The organism is Streptomyces sp. NPDC033221, assembly GCF_055577005.1.
Genome location: NZ_JBVIQN010000008.1, coordinates 110964 through 131733, shown reverse-complemented (window position 1 = coordinate 131733; position 20770 = coordinate 110964). Strand labels below are relative to the sequence as shown.

19 protein-coding genes, 1 tRNA gene and 1 pseudogene are annotated in these 20770 nt (G+C 68.7%); all 21 read right to left on the bottom strand.

Annotation, left to right across the window (positions count from 1 at the left end; genetic code table 11):
* Nucleotides 1–3 precede the first annotated feature (3 nt).
* Nucleotides 4–285, bottom strand: a complete 282-nt coding sequence (locus ACZ53K_RS13015; RefSeq protein ID WP_468834802.1) for a hypothetical protein — start codon at nucleotides 283–285, stop codon at nucleotides 4–6.
* 2 nt (nucleotides 286–287) lie between these two features.
* Nucleotides 288–716, bottom strand: a complete 429-nt coding sequence (locus tag ACZ53K_RS13010) for an HK97-gp10 family putative phage morphogenesis protein (RefSeq protein WP_468834799.1) — start codon at nucleotides 714–716, stop codon at nucleotides 288–290.
* 11 nt (nucleotides 717–727) lie between these two features.
* On the bottom strand, nucleotides 728–1729 hold the full coding sequence (locus tag ACZ53K_RS13005) for a phage tail tube protein (protein ID WP_468834796.1): 1002 nt from the start codon (nucleotides 1727–1729) through the stop codon (nucleotides 728–730).
* 9 nt (nucleotides 1730–1738) lie between these two features.
* A complete protein-coding gene (locus ACZ53K_RS13000; protein WP_468834793.1) occupies nucleotides 1739–2170 on the bottom strand; it encodes a hypothetical protein in 432 nt (143 codons plus the stop codon).
* A 9-nt stretch (nucleotides 2171–2179) separates the two neighbouring features.
* Entirely contained in the window at nucleotides 2180–2545 is a 366-nt protein-coding gene (locus tag ACZ53K_RS12995) for a head-tail connector protein (RefSeq protein WP_468834791.1), read from the bottom strand.
* A gap of 63 nt (nucleotides 2546–2608) precedes the next feature.
* A complete protein-coding gene (locus ACZ53K_RS12990) occupies nucleotides 2609–3787 on the bottom strand; it encodes a phage major capsid protein (protein ID WP_468834789.1) in 1179 nt (392 codons plus the stop codon).
* Complete coding sequence (locus ACZ53K_RS12985) at nucleotides 3768–4403, bottom strand: HK97 family phage prohead protease (protein ID WP_468834786.1); 636 nt, start codon at nucleotides 4401–4403, stop codon at nucleotides 3768–3770. The genes ACZ53K_RS12990 and ACZ53K_RS12985 overlap by 20 nt, the downstream gene beginning before the upstream one ends.
* Nucleotides 4366–5724, bottom strand: a complete 1359-nt coding sequence (locus tag ACZ53K_RS12980; protein ID WP_468834783.1) for a phage portal protein — start codon at nucleotides 5722–5724, stop codon at nucleotides 4366–4368. The genes ACZ53K_RS12985 and ACZ53K_RS12980 overlap by 38 nt, the downstream gene beginning before the upstream one ends.
* A gap of 70 nt (nucleotides 5725–5794) precedes the next feature.
* Nucleotides 5795–7348, bottom strand: coding sequence for a terminase large subunit domain-containing protein (locus tag ACZ53K_RS12975; protein WP_468834781.1), 1554 nt, complete (start codon nucleotides 7346–7348; stop codon nucleotides 5795–5797).
* Between the two features lie 41 nt (nucleotides 7349–7389).
* Nucleotides 7390–7734 carry a phage terminase small subunit P27 family gene (locus ACZ53K_RS12970; RefSeq protein ID WP_468834778.1) on the bottom strand — a complete coding sequence of 115 codons (345 nt, stop codon included), beginning with the start codon at nucleotides 7732–7734 and terminating at the stop codon, nucleotides 7390–7392.
* Between the two features lie 295 nt (nucleotides 7735–8029).
* The gene (locus ACZ53K_RS12965; protein WP_468835247.1) at nucleotides 8030–8185 is read right to left on the bottom strand and encodes an HNH endonuclease; all 156 of its coding nucleotides are present in this window, start codon (nucleotides 8183–8185) and stop codon (nucleotides 8030–8032) included.
* A 261-nt stretch (nucleotides 8186–8446) separates the two neighbouring features.
* A tRNA-Leu gene (locus ACZ53K_RS12960) sits at nucleotides 8447–8519 on the bottom strand.
* A gap of 577 nt (nucleotides 8520–9096) precedes the next feature.
* On the bottom strand, nucleotides 9097–9381 hold the full coding sequence (locus ACZ53K_RS12955; RefSeq protein WP_468834777.1) for a hypothetical protein: 285 nt from the start codon (nucleotides 9379–9381) through the stop codon (nucleotides 9097–9099).
* 457 nt (nucleotides 9382–9838) lie between these two features.
* On the bottom strand, nucleotides 9839–11590 hold the full coding sequence (locus ACZ53K_RS12950) for a recombinase family protein (protein ID WP_468834774.1): 1752 nt from the start codon (nucleotides 11588–11590) through the stop codon (nucleotides 9839–9841).
* A gap of 96 nt (nucleotides 11591–11686) precedes the next feature.
* Nucleotides 11687–12073, bottom strand: a pseudogene (locus ACZ53K_RS12945) (alcohol dehydrogenase catalytic domain-containing protein); the annotation flags it as partial.
* A 169-nt stretch (nucleotides 12074–12242) separates the two neighbouring features.
* Nucleotides 12243–13388 (bottom strand): potassium channel family protein, encoded by a 1146-nt coding sequence (locus tag ACZ53K_RS12940; RefSeq protein WP_468834771.1) that lies wholly within the window; start codon nucleotides 13386–13388, stop codon nucleotides 12243–12245.
* On the bottom strand, nucleotides 13385–15586 hold the full coding sequence (locus ACZ53K_RS12935) for a molybdopterin molybdotransferase MoeA (RefSeq protein WP_468834768.1): 2202 nt from the start codon (nucleotides 15584–15586) through the stop codon (nucleotides 13385–13387). The genes ACZ53K_RS12940 and ACZ53K_RS12935 overlap by 4 nt, the downstream gene beginning before the upstream one ends.
* Nucleotides 15583–16587 carry an NTP transferase domain-containing protein gene (locus ACZ53K_RS12930; protein ID WP_468835245.1) on the bottom strand — a complete coding sequence of 335 codons (1005 nt, stop codon included), beginning with the start codon at nucleotides 16585–16587 and terminating at the stop codon, nucleotides 15583–15585. The genes ACZ53K_RS12935 and ACZ53K_RS12930 overlap by 4 nt, the downstream gene beginning before the upstream one ends.
* Before the next feature lie 255 nt (nucleotides 16588–16842).
* Complete coding sequence (locus ACZ53K_RS12925; protein WP_468834764.1) at nucleotides 16843–18417, bottom strand: dihydrolipoamide acetyltransferase family protein; 1575 nt, start codon at nucleotides 18415–18417, stop codon at nucleotides 16843–16845.
* Nucleotides 18417–19451, bottom strand: a complete 1035-nt coding sequence (locus tag ACZ53K_RS12920) for an alpha-ketoacid dehydrogenase subunit beta (protein WP_468834762.1) — start codon at nucleotides 19449–19451, stop codon at nucleotides 18417–18419. Before ACZ53K_RS12920 ends, ACZ53K_RS12925 begins: the two co-directional genes overlap by 1 nt.
* Nucleotides 19448–20644, bottom strand: coding sequence for a pyruvate dehydrogenase (acetyl-transferring) E1 component subunit alpha (gene pdhA, locus ACZ53K_RS12915; protein ID WP_468834759.1), 1197 nt, complete (start codon nucleotides 20642–20644; stop codon nucleotides 19448–19450). Before pdhA ends, ACZ53K_RS12920 begins: the two co-directional genes overlap by 4 nt.
* Nucleotides 20645–20770 lie beyond the last annotated feature (126 nt).

Sequence of the window (20770 nt, the reverse complement as noted above, 5' to 3'; positions counted from 1 at the left end):
TGATTACTCGCTGAGCGCGGTAGGGCCCGCCGTCGCCTTCTGCTTGAACTCAATCTTCAGACGGCCCGCGTCCTCAGCGGTAAAGGCCGGGTCGTCCCGGCGCTTGATGACCACGGCCATAGCCCGGATCATCGGACCCTTTCGAGCGCCAGGCTTGGCGAGCATGTCGAGAGGGCCGTCAACGATCTCTTCAATGAGGTCGATCTCATCAATGGTCAGGCTGTCGAGATCCAGCGACAGCACGTCGCCCAGGTCGTGAGAGTCGGTGTTCTTCTTGGCGCCCATAATCAGCTCTCCAATTTGGCTCGGATGACGGCGGAGATTTCACGCTCGTACGTCTCGGAGACCCGGCCGCTATTGCGCGCCATGGCCTGGTACAGGAATCGATTGGGGCGGATATGCCGCTTCGGATACCCGAAGTGGATCGCACCCGCGTAGGGAGTGCGGGCAGCGGTGCCCGCTTTGATGCTTGCGGAGTTGGCCGACGCCACGACCTTTACCGACTTGGCGAGTTTGCCAGGCCGGTAGTTCTTGCGGTCCTTCGGCGTACGCGTATGCTGCGGCACGCCGCGCGCAGCTTCCGGCTTGACCAGTTCCGCCGCCTGCTTGTTCACCTCGCGGACAGCCTTGGAAAGGTCTTTGTCCTTGAGCTGACGAAGGGTTTTCTTTAGCTGGTTCAGCCCTTCGACCTGAACCGAGAACCGCGAACCGGCCACACCCGCCCCCGTTACGGCTTAGGCGGGACGAAGCCCGGCGTGGGCTCTGTGTAGATCAGCCGCATGGCCGCCCGTCCGTCACCGGGGTCCAGCACGCGGAACGGAAGCTCGGAAGCCGTCACGTCGTCAACGGACGCTTCCGGGCTGTCCCCGGTGAACTGGATGGCCGGGCACTCGATACGCATGGACGCGCCCGGCAGGATGCCCGCGAAGTCGATGACGAGAGACGCCACCTTGCCCGCAATGAACGCCTCATACAGCTTGAGTGCGTCACTGGTGAACTCGCCTTCTAGCGTCCCCTCGTACGTCGGCATGGCGGAGCGCACGGGCTGAGCCTTGAGGGCATTGCCGCGCAGGAAGCGGCGGTCAACCTTCATGCCCCGGTCTGCGGTTAGCTCCAACTTGTTCGCGTCCACCGTGACCGGCTTGCCGTCGATGGTCAGAGAGATAGCCGTACGCGTCCAGTCATAGACGTACGCCTCTTTGGGGTACGCAATGGGCAGCGCGTCAGCGGGCTTGGCCGAATGGCTCACATCCTGGAAATCGAACGTGGCCGTGACTGTGACCGCGTTCTCAACCTCGGCGGTCATCTCCCACTCAGTGACCATGCATCCCACGTGCCGGTAGGCAATCGCCTTGCCGTCCGTGGTCGGCCGGATCATCTGCGCCGTGAACGAGGGGGCGGAGCTGTCCGCCCCACTCTCAAACACGTGGGTGGTAAGCCCGTTGCTGGTGCTGGGAGTTCCGCCGTCGTACGTGTCGAAGCACGCCGACCAGAGAGCGGCGGCGCCAGCGTCGAGAACGTCAACTTCTAGTTCGCCTTCGCCGCCCATGTTGATCACGTTGCGGCGGTCGGCCCGAGCCGTCTGCATCCCCGCCCGGAAGCCGACGGACTCGATAAACTCCCTCGTCGTCTTCCAGGAATCCGACTTGCCCTCGTAGCCCAGCAAGGTCGTTGCTGCGGCGCCGTAGGCCGTCTCCTTGCCAATGCCAATGGCAGCGTCTAGCGCCATGCGTTCCCCCTAAGTGATCCGTCCGCGAATCCTCACGCGGACAGTGAGCGCGGCGTACGCGCCATCGGTCGATTCGGCCGTCTCCGTCTCTGAGGACTCCGGCCGTACGTCAAGGAGCCCCGGCACGCTGGCCGGAGCGACGGAGCGGCAGGCGTCCGCAATGGCGTCACGGAGGGCGTACACGGCCCGCTCAGCGCCTATCGGGTCGCCCGGCGTGATGACCAGCCCGTGAACGTCCACGTAGCTTGTGACGGCCGTGGGCTTGCGCGGCCCCTGCCGCATGGCCGACGCGGACAGCTCTTCGTCGCCGGTGGCGCCCAGCCACACTTGCTGTCGCCGGTCGCTCTTCCCTGTCTCAGCGAACGTGCATTGCACATGCGGCGGAGCGGCCCTCTTGAGCGCTTCGAACAGGGCAACCTTCGCTTCAAACACCAGCGCCACGGCTGCCCCCTAAATGAAGATGAACGGCAGCCGCACGCGGTACCGGTTCAGTTGGGCGTTGACTTCCGGCAGGCTGGTTGGCCGCCATGTCCCGCCCGCTTGCGCAAGCTGAATGGAGCCGAATTCGGATTGAAGCTGTAGCGCCCGGTCCGGCACGCGCGACACAAGGTCTAGGCAGTACTGGCGAGCCAGCGTGCGCACACACCAACGGATCGTCTCCGGCGGCGCGTCCGTCCCCTGCCACTTGCGGCCGCAGTAGTTCTCAACCGTCTCTACTGCGTAGGCAATTGCGTCGGTGATGGTCTCGTTCGGGAAGAGCGAGACATCTTCCATGCCGTCCAGTCCGCGCACGTCTTCGACAGTCGCGTAAGACACGCTCCCCCTCCCCCGCAAGAGGGCAGTGAGTCACGTGACTCACTGCCCTTTCCGTGCTGGCCGTTATGCCTTCGGCGTGACCGTCAGCACCTTCGCCGAACGCTCATCCACAAGAAGGCCGTCAGCGCGCTGAATGAAGCGGTACACAATCTGGTCAGTGGTGAACCGCGCATCTACCGAACGCTCAACCCGGAGCGGTCCGGCCAGCCGGACCCGGTACTTGCTCAGGTCACCGAACAGAACCTTGCTATCCGGCACTGAGACATCGGTAGCGACCGCCTTGCCGTTGAAGGTGTCCGGAGCGCCAGCCGTTAGCGCGCTCTGCCACAGGTACTGACCGTTGGAATCCTTCAGCTTGCGCATGAGCGCGGCGGTCCTGTCCGACACGACGTAGACGGCGTTGGCCCGGTAAGACGAAGGAAGCTCATAGAAGAGATCAATGAGTGCGTCGGAAACGGCCGTGTCCTTAGCCCCAGACGCCCAGGTGGAAGCGGCAGCCGGAGCGGCGTTAAGAATGCCCTTCGGCTGATCGATGCCCGTGCCGGTGAGGAAGTGCTCACCCATGCCGTGCCCCAGCGCCGGACCGGCGTCGCCCACCAGGAAGCCCACCAGGTCTAGCGCCTGATCCTGCACGAACTCTGTGCTGACAACCGACGCGTAGGCGTACTTGTACGCGCCGACCGAGCGCTGAACCGTGTTCGGGGTGGACTCAGGAATGTTCGCGTTCTCCGCCACGATGCCAGCCGACGCGCGACCGGTCACAACAGTGAAGTCAATGGACTCGCCGCCGGACGTGGTGAGGATCGACGCGCCGTTACGCATCACGGTGGAGCGCTCCACGGCCTCAGCGAGAAGCTGACCGAACAGGGTTCGCGGGATAACGTCGCGGCCGGACTTGGTGTCAACAACTGCACGCTTCTCCGGCGCGAAGGTGAGCGACTGGTGAAGCCCCAGCGAGCGGAGCTGAGTTGCCGCCTCAGTCAGCTTGTCCTGAGTTTCGCGCTTGCTGCCGGTGCCCGCGAGTCCGGCCATGAGCGCGCTCACGGACTCGCTTGCCTTGATGGCCTCCACACCTCGCTTCACGCGGCCGTCATAGTCGGCAATCGCGTCAAGTAGCTTGGCTTCCTTGCCGCGTGCGTCGGCGTCCATCTCCTTGCCCGCGAACTCTTCGGTCAGCGCCCGGAGTTCGCCGTGAGCCTTCTCGCGCGCCTCAAAGTTCGCGCTAAGAGTCTGTGCGTCCATTGCTGGACTCCCCCTTGTGTAGCAGTGCGCGGACCAGATCACGCGCCGGATGGAATGGCACCGACTCACGTGAGTCGGTGGTGTCGTCGGCAAGGCCGAGCGTTCGCGCTATGGAGCGCATGAGCCCCGCGTCCGTGGTCGGGTACGCAGGATTGAGGACCGGGCCCAGTTCCACCACGTTCATGCTGGTGATCTCCCGAATGGGCAGGCCGGTCTCTTCGTCTAGTTCGTCGTGTACGCGCTGCCCCCCGTCGTTCACGCTGAACGTGAACGAACTTCCGCGCACGTCACCACGCTTGAGAAGTTCGGCAAGGTCACGGCCGGTCGTAGTGTTCGGCAGGTCGATCTCGTACCAGCCGCCTTCGCCGTCCTCGCCCGTACGGAGCGTGCCAGCCGACGCGCGACCTAGAACCTGGTTCATGTCGTGGTTGAACGTCGCCAGCACGTCATTGCCCCGGAGCGCGTCAGCTCCGGCGCCGGGCATGATCCGTTCCCGGAATCCGCCTAGGTCGTGGCTCAGCTCGTTGAAGCGGTACGCGTACCCGCGCGCAACTACCGCGTCTCCCTCGGCGCGGAACTCAGCCGGTCGGCTCAGGCTCCGTGTCTCCGTCGTCATCGGGCTTGTCCCCCTCTTCGTCGTCCCCGTCGTCCGGGGGTTCATCTGCGGGCGGGGGCTCGATAGCGGCAGGCTCTTCCGGCTCCTTCTCGGCGCTCACGTCCGAGAGGTTCAGGGGTACGCGGTGCGCCTCTCCCATGCCGTCCGGCAGGGGCTCCAGGTCTTCCCACGCGCGCACTTCGTCAATGCTGTAGATGCCTTGCTGAAGACCGATGGAGTACATGTTCATGCGCTCGCTCGGTGCCCCGCGCTGAATGCCGTCAAGCGAGAACTTGACGAAGAGCTGACGGTTAGCCGTCTCGGCGAACAGCAGCCGGGTAAAGCCCGCTTCGATCCGCTCCAGCCACGGACGCAGCGAGAACATTGCGAACGCCTGATTCTGCTCAGCGAGCCCGGAGCCCCAAGAAGTCGAGTTGGTCGCGTCGGCGATGAGGTGGGGCGGTACGCCGAAGATGCGCGCAATCTCCGGGACCTGAAACTGTCGGGTCTGGAGAAACTGCGCTTCATCCGGCGACAGCGCCACCTTGGAGAACTTCGCACCTTCGGTCAGCAGGGCGACCCTATGCGCGTTCTCCGCACCGGAGTTGGCCAGCCGCCACGCCTCACGCGCACGGGCTAGCCCCTCTTCGGACATCGCACCCGGCACCTCAATGAGCGCACCCGGCATGGCGCCGTTGGCGAAGAACTTAGCGCCGTACGTCTGCGCCGCCATGGCGAGCCCAATGGACTCCCGCGCAAACGCGATCGGCGACACCCCGGTGAACTCGCCCGGCAGCATCATGCCGGGGATATGCAGAATCTCGCGGGTCGTGTACCAGCCCAACGCGACTTCGTTGCCGTCGTCGTCGTAGTCGGCCACGTAGAAGCACTTGCGGCGCTTGCCGTCCACCACGACCGTATGCGTGTCGATGCGGTTCGGGTCCAGAACCTCAAGCCCCACGATGTGCGGGCCGTCCCACACAACGGCCAGGTAGGCATTGCCGTCCAGTAGCAGGGACAGCACCACCTGAGACAGCAAGTCGATACGGCCCAGACCACCGGGTTCGGCGTTCGGATAGTCAAGCCACGTCGGCGACTTGACCCCCTTGCGGACACCCCCGCGCCGCGAATAGGTCGCCACCGGCAGCGTGCAAATCGTCTCGCTCAGCAGGCGCACGCACGCGAAGACGGCAGAGACCGTCATGGCACTGTTCGCGTTTACCTTCGTACCAGCCGCCGACACCACGCCGGGCAGCGGGAAAAGGTCCGTCGCCGAGTCCCACTGAGCCCGCTTCTCAACTTCCCGAGACGGGCCCCGGAAGAGCGCACGCCAAAAGCCCATGCGAGCCACCCCTCGTGACTCGCAATCCAGGCCACCGACTCACGTGAGTCGGTGGCCTGTTGAGCCAGTGCTATAGATCGTCAAAGAACTCGGCGCTACCGCCGAAGGTGAAAACCTGGCCGTCTTGCTCCCACGTCGCGAGGATCGGGGCATCGATCAAGCCCGGATTCTCCTCGCGCCACATCACCGCCCCGTGCACCGCGAGGATCATGGCAACGGCAAGGTCGATCTTCCGGCGCGATGACGCGTGTTCCTTGGTCACGCGCGCCCCGTGCTTGTCCTCCCGCAGCACCGCATTGCCGATGTGCCGGGCAAGGGCCGGGTTCCCGTCGTGCGACAAGCGCCCGTCCCGGCACGCGTCGTAGACGATCTGAGTCGCCGGGACCATGCGCTTGAGTGAGTTGGTCGGGAACGCCTCCACCGGCCACCCGTCCGCCTCAAGGTTGTCTAGCGTCTCTTCCCACCGGTACGGATCGGCGACCAAGTTCCGCACGCTGTACGTCTCCAGCGCAGAGCGCAAAGCGTCCCGCACGTCAGCCATAGGGACGCGCCAATGCGCATCCTCCGGCGGTGCCTCCCAGTGCCCCAGCACGAACACACGAAGGTCCGACACGCGGCAGGCAACGAGCGCCGTACTGTCACCCTTCCACGAGCCATCAAAGCCGCACACAACGGCGTCACCGGGCTTGAGGGTGTCGTCTACCGCAAGGGAGTCCCACAGGCCATGAGGCAGCCACGTAGAGGCGCCACGGACGAACTGAGACAGACGGTAGATGCGGAAGCTAGCTTCCGTGCTCCGCTGAGCGGCAGCGCGGAAATCCTCCTCGTTCAGAATCTCGAACGAGGGGTTACACGCCTTCCACACGGCCGGGTCAAGGTGGTCAACCTGTTCCCCGATACGCGGCCCCCACGACCGATAGAACAGCGTCGGGTCCGTCGCCTCACCGGAGTTGACCCGCTCCCCTTGCTCACACAGCTTGGCAAAGGGCCCGTCCGGGTCCGGCCCGGCCGTCGAAACCACCCACGTCATGGGCTGATTGCGGGCCGCACTGCCCAGCGTCAGCGCGTCGAACAGGTCCGCCGACTTGCTGAACGCGTACTCATCCAGCGACACGGCGGCAGGGTTTAGCCCCTGTTGCCGCCCGGCGTCCGCCGACACCACGCGATACGTGTTGTCCTTGTACCGGATGATGTCGCGCTGTACGTCGCAGACGGCGGACAGCTTCGGCGAAGCGTTCACCATCTGCTTGGCGGCGTCGAACACCATGCGTGCCTGGTTGCGGTCATTGGCGGCAGCGATCACCTGTCGCTGAGCGTCCGCCCGGTCGGCAATCAAGTGGTACAGCATGATGGCGGCGGCAAGCGTGCTCTTGCCGTTCTTGCGTGCGATGCACACAACGGCCATGCGGTGCTTGCGGCGCCACCGGCCGAACGCGTCCCGCTCAAGGCGGTAGGCGTCAACGAGTAGGTCACGCTGCCATGGCAAGAGCCGGAACGGCTGACCCGCGAACGAGCCCGTGAGGAAACAGAACGCCTCAATCCAGTTCGCGACCCGGTACCCCTCACTGGGGAACGGCGCGTCGGCGGGTATGTGGCGAGCGATGACAGAATCAATGTCGGTCACGCCCCCCTCCCTATGGACACCGACTCACGTGAGTCGGTGGTCTAGAAGTCCTCCGGCCCAGCGGCCACGCGGCGCGCCTCAGCAGCCACGATCCCCAGCCTCATACGCGCTTCCGGCGTGAAGCCAATGACGGTTTCGATGGCGCGTAGCTCCTTCTCGGTGGACTCGACATAGCGCATGGCCGGATGCACGGCGGGTTGACCGGTAGAACCCACGGTCATGAGTCCATCGTTGGACACGGCTGCCAGTAGTTCGGCGCGCCGGTCATGGAGTTCGCAGTACCGCAAGATGACGTTCCGGTCGGTGTCCGGCGAGTAGGCGCCGTTGCCTGCCGTCCAGACGTTGCGCCACACTTCGCGGCCGACGCGCTTGAGGCCAGCGGGCACACGCGGGGCCCGACCCTCGTACACGACAGGGGCGGCAGGCTCAGCGGCTCCGTTGGCGTGCCCGTTACGCACGTCGGGGCCCTTGCTTCGGGACACGTTGACACCACCTTCCGGAGCCTTATCGACCCCTTAGCGGGTGCCTTTCTCGCGGGTCCGAACACGGGCTTGCCCAGTAGCCGCACGGGCCGGGGGCCCAAAAACGGCGTCACACCTAGCGCGCGTGTTTCGAGCTTGGGCCGGGATCGCCAGCGGGCCATCCGGCTGAACTTCCGGACCGCTCCGCCCCTCCCGTGGGTCAGAACGGGCGCTTGCCGAAGTCCATTGCCGTCTTCGCTGCGTGGCAACGCTTGCACAGCACCTGAACGTTGCTCGCCACGTCCTCACCGCCGAGAGCCAGCGGCTTGACGTGGTCGATGTCTACCTGACTCGGCAGGTAGGTCACGCCGCACATGGCGCACGTCCCAGCCATGGCCTTGCGCACGGCCTTGCGCAGCAGCGCTGCCGCGTTATGCCCACGGGCTATCGCCTCACGTCGCTTACGGTGGGACTGGTACGACCGCCCCGCTTCGTATGCCTTGTGGTGCGACAGGCAGCGCCCCTTGTGGGTAGCCCAGTCTCGGCAGTCAAGGCACCGGGTACGCATGGCCCCCCCTTTCGGGGAGACCCCCTACCCCTGAACGCCCCACTACCTCATGTGAGGTAGTGCTCTGTGTACTCACCCCCGGATTCGAACCGGGATCACCACGGGCCTAAGCCGTGTGTCTCTACCGTTGGACTAGGTGAGCTAGCTTGTGGCGTCCCGGAATTGCACCGGGTCACGGGCCGGTAGGGCCCTGTGCTGCTGTTACACCATGCGCCACTTCGGGCGATTACGTGAGAGCTACCCACCACGCCCAGGGATCACGAGGAGCCCCAAGAGGTCGAGAGCGCGGGCACTCTGTCCGCCGTGCCTGTTGGAAGGGTGCGCGGTATCCCCCGCTCTCTACCATTACTAGAGCGCAAGGGTTTCCTAGAGTGCACCGGTTTCCCGGCTGACCGGTCGGCAGGCGGGGACCGGATGACGGAATGACGGACGGACGGCCCTCCTTGTTTTCCTTGTAGGTTTCTTATTGGAATTCAAGGGAGGGTGTTTAACCGTCATACCGTCATCACCTCTCACGCTGTGCCGACACAGTCGCTACCCGCTGTAGCCAGCCGGACACTGAGTAAACATGTACCTGTCAAGTGCAGGTTCAACGAAAAGCCCCAGCAGTGCCGCTCCTCTGCTGGGGCTCTGTGTGGCTGCCTGCGGGCCGACGACGGACCCGGCAAGGTCATTGCCCGCCGATGCCGTCTCAGGCGCTCAGACGGCCGTCTGAGGTATCAGTCGGTCCGCTCGTCGTCCAGCACCTCCATACCGGAAGCCGGGCACTCCGTTCCACGCTGCATGTCCGTGTGGTCCTTGATCACGCTCTCTTGATCCACCGCTACGAACCGGCCGCACTCGGCGTCGGGGCAGAACAGCCCGGTGATCCGTCCGCGTTCGCGCGTCATGGGGCCGTTGATCTCGCTTGTGCGGATCATGTCGTCAGGAACGCTGTCTTCTCCCCAGTTCCCGGTTACGTGTCGGTCAAGTGCCGCGCTGTCGAGTTGCCCGTAATCGCTCATGCTGTTATCGCTTTCTCGCGGTTCAATCAGCCGAAATGTGCAACCGGTGCAGTTCTTCGGCGGTCGTCAGCTTGCCCCCACGCGTCCCACCACGACTGTTGATCTTGCGTACACAGTCGTCACACAGCACCCGTTGCACTGCCCGGCGTACTGCCTTGGGTGTGGCGGCGGCGTGCTGCACGTCCGGTCCCACGTCTGGCGGCAAGTTCGTCTCTGGGTCTACCCACAGCTTGTTGATACAGCTTGGGCACCCTGCCACTTGGCGCCCGCACCCCCAGCACTGCCCCAGCGGTGTCCCATCTGCCATGCCCGGAGCCTAGCCGTCTGCGGGCATGAAGAAGCCCCAGCAAGGTCGTTGCCTCACTGGGGCTGTCTCAGGCGCTCACGGGGCTCTCAGCGGCCGTCTGGGACACTGTGGGAGCCCCGGCGTGTTACCCGCACGCCGGGGCGCCCGATGTTACGCGCCGACAAACTCCGGCATCGCCTCGCTGTCCTGCTCTTCGTCCTCTTCAGGCTCGGGATGTGCCCAATGGATTGTGATGCGCTCTCCAACGTCCTTGCTCTTACCAGTCGTGGACGGCCCCACCTCCACATGGTCAATGAAGAAGCTCAGGAACTCTCGGCGCTTGATCATGCCCCATTGGGCCCAGAGCGAGCCTTCACCAATGGGATCGTCGCCAGGCGTCTTCTGCCACTCGTCCAAAGGCACCTTGATAGCGGCAACTTGCTGTGTGCGAAGTTCCTTGAGACGACTTCGGCAACTGCTCTCCGTCCGCTGCATCGACTGGACAGCTTCTGTGAACGCCGCCTTGCCCACGGCCCCCTTGTAGAGTCCCGCCTTTTTGTCAGCGTAGATCTCAGTAAGGCTCTGTTCCGTGTGCTTGATCTGTGCCTCAAGTTCGTTGCACTCCAGCGCGACCCCTGCCGTGTCCTGTTGCCGCGCGAAGCGTTCAGCAACAGCGGTCATAAGTGTCATGTCGTCTTCGCTGGCTGGGTCTATGTTGAGTAGACGCGCCCACACTCGTTCAGCAACGTACGCGTCGGTGTCGTCTACCCGGATGGTGACGCGTTTTACGCCCATGGCCCTTGCTGCATCGTTCGACCGGTTGCAGCGGTAGCGCGGAATGCCGTTAGACACGGTCGTGCTCATGGTGGCGCCGCTGTACGAGAACATGATGGGCCAGCCAGTCAGGAGGTAGGTTCCGCCGTGGTACGGGCGCCGCATCTTGCCTTCAGTCGAAATGGCCTTCTGCAAGACGTACCACTCTGCGGGGGTCATGATCGGCTCATGTACGTGCATCGGATCGCCGTTATCGTCCCGCCGGATTTCCCACCTCTCCGAGGAAATCCGATTGGCGGCCATGCCAGCAATGCGCGGGTCACGAAGGGTTCGCAGAACGGCTGCGGGAGTCCATCGCGGTTCAGCATGTTGTTTGTAGTTCCCGCGCTTGCGGCGTGCCGCCACTCGTGCCTTTCCCTGTTCGGTTCGCCACCCTGGGGGCCGGTACTCCGGATCGGCTGTCAGCTTCTCAGCAATGTTGCCGGGCGTCAGCCCCTCCTTTTCTGCCATTACCTTCATACGAAGCACTGCCTTACAGCCCTCGGCAGTGGGGCGGATGACAACGTACTTGACGCCGTTCTCGCCGATCTTCTTCACGTTCTCGCCCCACCATGGCGCGTTACCAGAAACGTGCCCACCGGCCTTTCGGGCCAGCTCTTTGGTGTTGACGACGAACGCCGATTTCGTGTCAGACTCTTGTTTTGCGAGTCCGGCAATGATGGCGAAGATTCCCGCGCCGATCGGGTCGCTAGTGTCAAGGTACGGTTCCCGAACACTTACCAGGGACACACCGTTGTCCCTCATTACCTTCTCAATGGCGAAGGCTTCCTGAGCACCCATTCGGGTAAGGCGAGACAGGGTGAAGATCACCACTACATCGCACTTGCCATCACGTACCCACTGCATCATTTCGTCAAAGCCCCCGCGCTGAACGCTGGGGTCCCAACCAGACTTGCCCACATCGCGGAACCGCTTTACGACGCGATAGCCACGGGCGGCGCAGAGCGCTTCCCCTGCCTCCCACTGCATGAGGGGGCTTGCGTCGCTGCCGTCTTCGTTGAGCTTGCTCTGACGCGCGTACAGAACCGCGCGGGGTCGGTCGTCGGCCGCTTCGCTTGATACGTGCCTGTTGAGTGTCGTTGGTGACATGTGGCGCTCTCCCATTCCTGATTGCAGGAGGGGGAGCGCATCGGTTGCCTACGCGGAGCCGGTGACTCCCCCTGGGGGAGTCCTCACAAGTTCCTTGGACCAAACGGTGGCCGTCACCTCGGGCAGCGCCGCGGCGGCGGCCGGGTCGAGGCCCTTCGGTACGGGCATCAGCTGGCCCGCCGGGACGACGACCTGCTCCGCGTACCCGCCGCCCGCCAGCAGCGCGCACACCTCGTCGCCGACCGACCAGCCGCTGACCCCCGGGCCGAGGGCCTTGACGCGGCCGGCGCACTCCAGGCCGGGGTACGGGGGCGCGCCGGGCGGCGGGTCGTAGAAGCCCTGGCGCTGGAGGAGGTCGGCGCGGTTGACGGCCGTGGCCGCCACCTCGACCAGGACCTCCCCCTCGGACGGCTGCGGGTCGGGCACCTCGGCCCATACGAGGGCGTCGGGACCGCCGGGTTCGGGAATGGTGATCGCACGCATGGCCGCGAGGCTACTCCGCCGCCCGGGACGGCGTCGGGAGGCGGCCGGGGCCACGGGAGGAATCGCCTGGCCACTGCGGCTGACCGTGGGCGACCGTCCGCGGACTGCGGGTGGCTGTCCGCGGCGGCCGGATGGCTATCCGCGGGTGGCCGGGCCGCTGGGCGCGCTCCTAGTCGTCGCGGCGTACGGGCGCCATCGGGGACACCCCCGCCCCCGGGAGCATCGGCTTCACGCCGGGTTTGGTCGGGCCGTCCGGCTGTTCCGGGTTCGCGGCCCGGACGATGGTGATCACCCGGTCGGCGGCCTGCAACGGGCTGGCCGCCGGATCGTCGTACCCGAGCAGCCGGTGTCCGCGCAGTACGGAGACGATCAGGTCGTCGGTCTCCCGTACCGACTTGCCGACCTCGGCCTTCACCACCGGACGCTCGATCAGGTCCAGCCCGCTGCCCTGCTGGATCAGGTCCTCCAGGACCGTACCGGCACTGGGGCTGTGCACGGACAGGCCCAGCAGGCGGCCGGCGGCGCTGGCCGAGGTGATGACCATGTCGGCGCCGGACTGGCGGAGCAGCGGCGCGTTCTCCTCCTCCCGTACGGCCGCGACGATGTTGGCCTTCTTGTTGAGCTGACGTGCGGTGAGCGAGACGAGGACGGCCGTGTCGTCCCGCTGGGTGGCGATGACGACTTGGCGGGCCCGCTGGATCTCGGCGCGTACGAGGACGTCGCTGCGGGTCGCGTCGCCGACCACGCCCGCGAAGCCCTCGGCCACCGCCGAGTCGATGACCTTGGGGCTCGGGTCGACGATGACGATGCGGTCGCGGGTCAGGCCCGTCGCGCGCAGGGTCTGGGCCGCGGACCGGCCCTTGGTGCCGAAACCGACGATGACGGTGTGGTCGCGCAAGGCGTTTCTCCAGCGGTTCAGTTGCCACTGCTCGCGGGTGCGCTCGGTGAGGACTTCGAGCGTGGTGCCGACCAGGATGATCAGGAAGAGGACCCGGAGGGGTGTGATGAGCAGGATGTTCAGCAGCCGCGCGCCGTCTCCGTACGGGACGATGTCGCCGTAACCCGTGGTGGAGAGTGTGACGGTGGCGTAGTAGACGCAGTCGAGGAAGTCGACGGAGCCGTTGGCGTTGTCGTGGTACTCGTCGCGGTCGATCCAGACAATGGCCACCGTCGCGACGAGCACGAGCAGGGCCATCAGGAGCCGGCGCGCGACCTGGCGCAGCGGCGCCAATGGGGTGCGGCGGGGCAGCACGATGCGGTGGCTGGAGTCCTCGGGGACCGCACGGGCCGCGGCGTCGTGGGTGGGGAGCTTCACGCGGCGCCTCCGCCGGTCGGGCCGGTGGGGCCGGGTGGGGTGGGGCCGAGTGGAGTGGGATCGGGTGGGGTGGGGCCGGGAGGGGCCGGGCCGGAAGCGGGGGCATCGGAGGCGCCGGGGGCATCCGGCGTCCATCCCGTCACCGCGTCCGCCGTTCCGTCGGCCGTCCAGGGCAGGTCGAGGAGTTCGACCTCGGCACCGCGTGGCGCGCCACCGGGCGGCACGACGGCCATCGCGTCGGCCGCCGCGATGCCGCGCAGCATGGCGGGCCCGCTGAAGTGCAGCGGTACGACCGCGCCGCCGTCGCCGTCCACCTCGTCGGCCGCGCCGTCCCGGAAGGCGACCGGGACCAGCCGTGTGTCGTGCGGATGGCCGGGCACGGCGGCGGTCAGCGGCGCCCGGTAGGAGGGGAGCCGGCGGCGGGCGGCGAGCGTACGCAGTGCCGGTTCCGCCAGGGTGAGCAGGCCCGACACGGCGGCCAGCGGGTTGCCGGGCAGCCCGACGAGCAGGCGGGCGCGGGCATCGGAGCGGGGCTGATCGCGGGCCTGGGCGCGGTCCTGGGCGTGGTCCTCGGCGTGGTCCTGGGCGTGGTCCTGGGCGTGGCCTTGGGCGTGCGGGGCATCCGAGGGGCGCTCGGCGTTCGGGGGTGTGAGGTGCGGGAGGCGGGCGAGGAGCATGGGGTGTCCGGGACGTACCGCCACGCCGTCCACCAGCACCTCCGCCCCCAGCCTGCGCAGCGTGGGATGCACATGGTCGACGGGCCCGGACGCCGTACCCCCGGTGGTGATCACCAGATCGGCGTCCGAGTACGCCAGCGCGTCGTACAACACCTCGGCGTCGTCCCCGAGATGGCGGGGCGGCCCGACGTCCGCACCCAGCGCGCGAAGCCAGGGGGCGATCATCGGGCCGAGCGCGTCCCGGATCCGTCCCTCGGCGGGCAGCCCGGAGTGCAGCAACTCGTCGCCCAGCACCAGGATGTCGACGCGTGGCCGGGCGTACGCGGTCAGCGCGTCGTACCCCGCTGCGGCGGCCAGGCCCAGCACGGCGGGGGTCACCAGGGCGCCGGCGGGCAGGAGTTGATCGCCCCGGCGGCACTCCTGGCCGCGTGGCCGGATGTCCTGACCGGGCGGTACGGGCGCGGGCGCGTACAGCTGCGCGCAACCGTCGGACCGTTCGCGCACCTCACCGTGTTCGCTGCGCAGGACGGCCGTCGCGCCGGGCGGGATGCGCGCGCCCGTGGCGATCGGCACCGCGTCCCCGTCGGCGACGGCTTCGGACGGCTCGTGACCGGCCAGGATGCCGTGCTCGCGCTCGTCCGGACGGCTACGGGCGGCGAGGTGCCAGGGGCCGGGCCCGGCGACCGCCCAGCCGTCCATCGCGGACGTGTCGAAGGACGGCAGGTCGGTGAGCGCGGCCAGCGGCCCGGCGAGCGTACGGCCGAGCGCCGCGCTGCCGAGCGGGCAGCCGACCGGGGGCAGCGGACCGGAGGGGGCGCGGGCGGCGATCCTGCGGGCCGTACGCCAAGGGGTCGGCGCGGGGTGGTCGTGGCGGGTGCGGGGGCCGGGGTGGTTGGGGGTGTTGGGGTGGTTAGGGGGGCTGGGGTGGTTGGGGGCGCCGGTGTCGGGGGTGCGGGTGTCGGCGGCCGGGGTGGCCGGGGTGGCCTGTGCGGGTGAGGTGGTCGGGGCGGGTGAGGTGTGCTGTCTCCGGGGAGGGGTCCGGGGCGCGGGCGGGGGATCGGCCGTGCCACCGGGGGCGTGCGGCGGCTCATGCCCTCCCGGAGCCGGGGCGGCCTCCCACGGTGTGTAGGGGCCCCGGCGCGTGTCGTCGTCCAGACCCGTACCGGCCGTCGGCGCCTTCCGGCCCCGGTCGGTCTCCCGGGTCGGCTCCCGGTCCTCGAAGATCCACGCGTAACCGTCGTCGAAAACCGGCGCGTAACGGTCGCCCGTGGGCGCGGGGGCACCGGCGGAGGCGGGCGCGGGGGCACCTCCGGACATCGGCGTACGGCCGTCACCGCGGTACGGCGAGCGGCCGTCGTCGTACCGGCCCGGCTCACTGTGGCCGTCGTCGTACCGGCCCCGCTCAGGCCGACCGTCGTCGTACCGGCGCGGCTCGCCCCGACCGTCGTCGTACCGGCCCGGCATCTCGACGGCACCGCCGTTGGCCAGCGCCAGCGCGTCGTCGAACTCCCCGTCCGTCATTCCGCCGGCTTCGCTTCCGGCTTGGCCTGGGGCGCGCTGTCCGGCGTGGCGTCGGCGTTCCCGGCGGATTCGGCGGTCCCGGCGGACTCAGCGCCCCCGGCGGATTCGGCGGATTCGGCGGCCCAGCGGTTGGCCAGCGCGGCCATCTTCTCCGTCAGTGCCGAAACTTCCCGGCCCTGCTGGGCGGCGGCGTAACCGACCAGGAACGTCGTCAGCGGCGCCGCCGGCCGGGCCACACCGTGCGCCGCGTCGCGCGCGAGGTCGAGAAGTGCCGCCGTGTCGACATCGAGGTCGATGCCCAGTTCGGCCTTGGCTGCGGTGATCCATTCGTCCAACACGGTTCCATGCTCCCTGATGCGGGCGCGTGCCGCTTCGATGTCCTCCCAGGTGTCGCAGTCGAAGGAGGCCGTGTCCGTCGGATCGGGCACCCGGCGCAGGGACAAACGCCCCAGCAGTGCGCGCAACGGCAGCCCGGCGAGCGTCCCGCGTTCCGCCCGTACGCCGTCCAGCGCGCGGCGCAGCGGCTCCGCCCGGTAAGCGGCGACCAGCGGCTGGTCCCGCCCCTCCGCGTCGCTCAGCACCGCACCGTCGGCCCCGGCCTCCGCAACCGCCGCGCGCAGGGCCCGTACGGTCGTGCCGGTCAGGAACGGCAGGTCGGCGGAGAGCACGAGCACGACCGCAGCGGTGGTGTGCCGCAGTCCAGCGTCCAGCGCGGCGAGCGGCCCGCCGCCTGGCGGATCTTCCCGGGCGTGCACGACCGGACGCGCGGTGGGCCTGCGCGGGCCGACGACGACAGCGGTGGCCGCGTCCGGGCAGGCGTCGAGCACCCGGTCCAGCAGCGCACGGCCCCCCACGGACAACGCAGGCTTGTCCGCCCCGCCGAGCCGCCGGGCAGCGCCCCCGGCAGGCACGATGACGTCGTACGCAGCCGGGTCACCGAGCCCGGCGGGGACGGCGGGAGCAGCCGGGACGACGACCGCGTCCCGCACGGCGGCAGCCACACCTCGCACGGCGGGACCCGCGGCCGGCGCAGCGGCAGCATCGTCCGTCGCGGCAGCACCCACAACCGGCACGGCAGCGTCGTACCCGGCGGCGGCATGCCCGCCGGACCCCTGCCCGGCAACGTCGTACCAGGCAGCGTCATACCTGCCGGCGTCGCGCCCGGCGGCGTCACACGGGTCCCGGTCGTGAGCGGTCTGGTGGTCGGTCACCCTTCGAGTATCGCCGGGGCCGTCCCGATCACCGCGCGGGCCCACTCACAACGTGCGCAACAACACCGCCGGCCGCTCCACACAGTCCGCGACGAACCGCAGGAACCCTCCGGCGGTCCCCCCGTCGCACACCCGGTGGTCGAAGGTGAGCGACAGCTGCACGACCTGGCGTACGGCCAACTCCCCCTCGTGCACCCACGGCTTCGCCGTTATTCGGCCCACGCCCAGCATCGCCGCCTCGGGGTGGTTGATGATCGGCGTGGAACCGTCGACCCCGAAGACGCCGTAATTGTTGAGCGTGAACGTCCCATGGGTCAGCTCGGCGAGGCCGAGCGCGCCGGTCCGGGCCGCCTCGGTCAGCCGCGCCAGCTCGGCGGACAGTCCCTCCGCCGTACGGCGGTGCGCGTCCCGTACGACCGGTACCACCAGCCCGCGATCGGTCTGCGCCGCGAAGCCCAGGTGGACGGCGGGCAGCCGTACGATCTCGTTGGCCTCCAGGTCGACGGTGGCGTTGAGCTGCGGATACCGCGCGAGCGCGGCCGTACAGATCCGGGCCAGCAGGGCGAGCAGCGAGATCTTGTCGCCACCGGCCGCGTTCATCTCGCGCCGCGCGGCGAGCAGTCCCGTGGCGTCGGCATCCACCCAGCACGTCGCGTCGGGAATCTCCTGGCGGCTGCGCCGGAACTTCTCCGCCGCGGCCCCCCGCATCCCCCGCAGTGGTATGCGCTCGGCCTCCCGGGAAAGCCCCGCGAACCCCTCGCCCCCGGCCCCGGCCTCGGCCGCCGCACCCATGCCCGCACCCGCGCCGCCCGCATCTCCCACCACGTCCCCAGCCCCGGACACGTCCCGAGCACCGGCCCCCACGCGAGCCCCGGCGCCCACCCCCACCGCACTTCGCGCGAGCACCGCCCGCTCGACATCCGTACGGAGGATCAGTCCCTCCGGGCCCGAACCCCGTATCTCCCGCAGGTCCAGACCGTGCTCCCGGGCCAGCCGCCGGACCAGCGGCGAGATGACCGGCACCGGCCCACCCGGCACATCACCCCGCCGCGCTCCCGCCGTCACACCACCCCGCCGCGCATCCTCACCTCGTCCCGAAGCGGCATCACGCCCCGAAGCCGCATCGCCCCCCGAAACCCCATCGCGCCCCGAAACCGCACCCCCCGTCGGGCGGACCCGCCGCCGACGTGCCGCCGCGGCGCTCGTGCCGTACCCGACGAGCACATTCCCCGACCCTTCGGCCGTTCCCCCTCCGCTCCCGGAACCCCCACGAGCCTCACCCGACGCACCCGCATCCGCATCCGTCCCCTCCCCAGCCCCCCGGCCCGCTTCCGCCCCCTGCCCCTCCACCGCATGCGTCCCGGCCCCCACCTGTGTCCCAACCGCCACCGTCAGCAGCGGCGACCCCACCGGCAATTCCGCGCCCTCGTCCCCGAACCGCGCGGTGACCACACCGCCGTACGGGCAGGGCACGTCCACCAGCGCCTTCGCGGTCTCCACCTCGACCACCGGCTGGTCCACGGCGACGACCTCGCCGACCTCGACCAGCCACCGCACGACCGTCGCCTCAGTGAGTCCCTCGCCGAGGTCGGGCAGGGTGAATTCACGGACCACGGCCATCAGTCACCGCTCCCCTCGGTCCAGTCCGACTCCCACTGGAGCCGGCTGACGGTGTCCAGGATCCGGTCGACGCCCGGCAGGTGGTGGCGCTCCAGCATCGGCGGCGGATACGGAATGTCGAAGCCCGCGACCCGCAGCACCGGCGCCTCCAGGTGATGGAAGCAGCGTTCCGTGACGCGCGCGGCTATCTCCCCACCGGGGCCGCCGAACCCGCTGGACTCGTGCACGACGACCGCGCGGCCCGTACGCCGTACCGAGGCGCAGACCGTCTCGTCGTCGAAGGGCAGCAGCGAGCGCAGGTCGAGGACCTCCAGGTCCCAGCCTTCCGCCGTGGCCGCTTCGGCCGCCTCCATACAGACCGGCAGCGAAGGCCCGTACGTGATCAGCGTGGCGCCGCGGCCGGGCCGCCGGATCTCCGCGCGGCCCAGTTCGGCCACCGGCTCCGGCGCGTCGGGCGACCAGTCGGCGCGCGACCAGTACAGCCGCTTGGGTTCGAGGAAGACCACCGGATCGTCGGAGGCGATGGCGGCCCGCAGCAGCCCGTACGCGTCGGTGACGGTGGCCGGGGTGACGACCTGGAGACCGGGGGTGGCGAGGTAGTACGCCTCGGAGGAGTCGCTGTGGTGCTCCACGCCGCCGATCCCTCCGCCGTACGGCACGCGGATGGTCAGGGGCAGCGGCATGGCGCCCCGGGTGCGGTTGCGCATCCGGGAGACATGGCTGATCAGCTGCTCGAAACCGGGGTAGGCGAAGGCGTCGAACTGCATCTCCACGACCGGACGCAGCCCGTACATCGCCATGCCGACCGCCGTACCGAGGATGCCCGCCTCGGCGAGCGGGGTGTCGCCGCAGCGCTCCTCGCCGAACTCCTTCACCAGCCCGTCGGTGATCCGGAAGACGCCGCCCAGCTCCCCGACGTCCTCGCCCATCACATGGACGGTCGGGTCCGCGGCCATTGCATCGCGCAGAGCGCGGTTCAGCGCCTGCGCCATGCTGGCGGGCTTGCGCCCGGTCTCCGCCGCTGTCGCCGTCATGGCCGTTCCTCCCCCGTGCCGTCCGGCGCCCCGCCGGCCGTGTCCTCTTCGGCGCCCGCGGCCTCGGCCGCCAGCTCGGCCCGCAGTTGTGCCGCCTGCTCCCGCAACTGGCCGGTCTGCTCCGCGTAGACGTGAGCGAACAGGTCCATCGGGTCCAGCACCGGGTCCTGGTTCATGCGGTCCCTGAGGCCGGCGGCCAGTTCCTCGGCGCCGTCCTTGGTCCGCTGCACGAAGTCGTCGGAAAGCAGGCCACGCCCCGTCAACTCGCGCTCCACCAGGGCTATCGGGTCGTGTCCGCGCCACTGCTCGACCTCGTCCTCGCTGCGGTAGCGGGTGGCGTCGTCGGCGTTGGTGTGGGCCTCGATGCGGTAGGTGAGCGCCTCGACGAGCGCCGGTCCCCCGCCCCGGCGCGCCCGCTCCACCGCCTCACCGAGCACCTTGTGCAGCGCGGGCGCGTCGTTGCCGTCCACCAGGCGGCCCGGCATTCCGTACCCGACGGCCTTGTGGGCGAGGGACGGCGCGGCGGACTGCTTGGCGAGCGGTACGGAGATCGCGAAGCCGTTGTTCTGGACGAGGAAGACCACCGGGGCCTGCCACACCGCGGCGAAGTTCAGGGCCTCGTGGAAGTCGCCCTCGCTCGTCCCGCCGTCGCCCACCATGGCGAGCGCCACCACGTCGTCGCCCTTGAGCCGGGCGGCGTGCGCGAGGCCCACCGCGTGGGGGAGTTGGGTGGCCAGCGGGGTGCACAGCGGGGCGATGCGGTGCTCGTGCGGGTCGTATCCCGTGTGCCAGTCGCCCCGCAGGAGGGTGAGGGCCTGTACGGGGTCGAGGCCGCGGGCCACGGCGGCGAGGGTGTCGCGGTAACTGGGGAAGAGCCAGTCCTGTTCCTCCAGCACCAGCGCGGCGGCGACCTGGCAGGCCTCCTGTCCGGTGGAGGACGGGTACACCGCCAGCCTGCCCTGCCGGGTCAGGGCCGTGGCCTGGGCGTTGTACCGGCGGCCGCGCACCAGCTGCGCGTACAGCTCGGTCAGGAGCCCGGCGTCGATCCGGTCGGCGGCGTCCGTGCCCAGCAGTCGGTACGGCTCCGCGTCGGGCAGGAGGGGCGCGGGGTCCACGTGGGGACGCCAGGCGGGCGGCGGCGCGGGCCGGTGGCTTTCGCTCCTCCTGCTGCCGCGCTGCTCAAGAACCGTCATGAGGAGCACCTCCTTGGACTTCGGAAAGAGTGGCGGGGACCGCCTCGCGGGAAGCGGTGGTGGGCGTCGGGCGGGTAGGGATGCGGATGTGGCGGGCGGGTGGCCCGTCCCTACCGATTGTTCGGT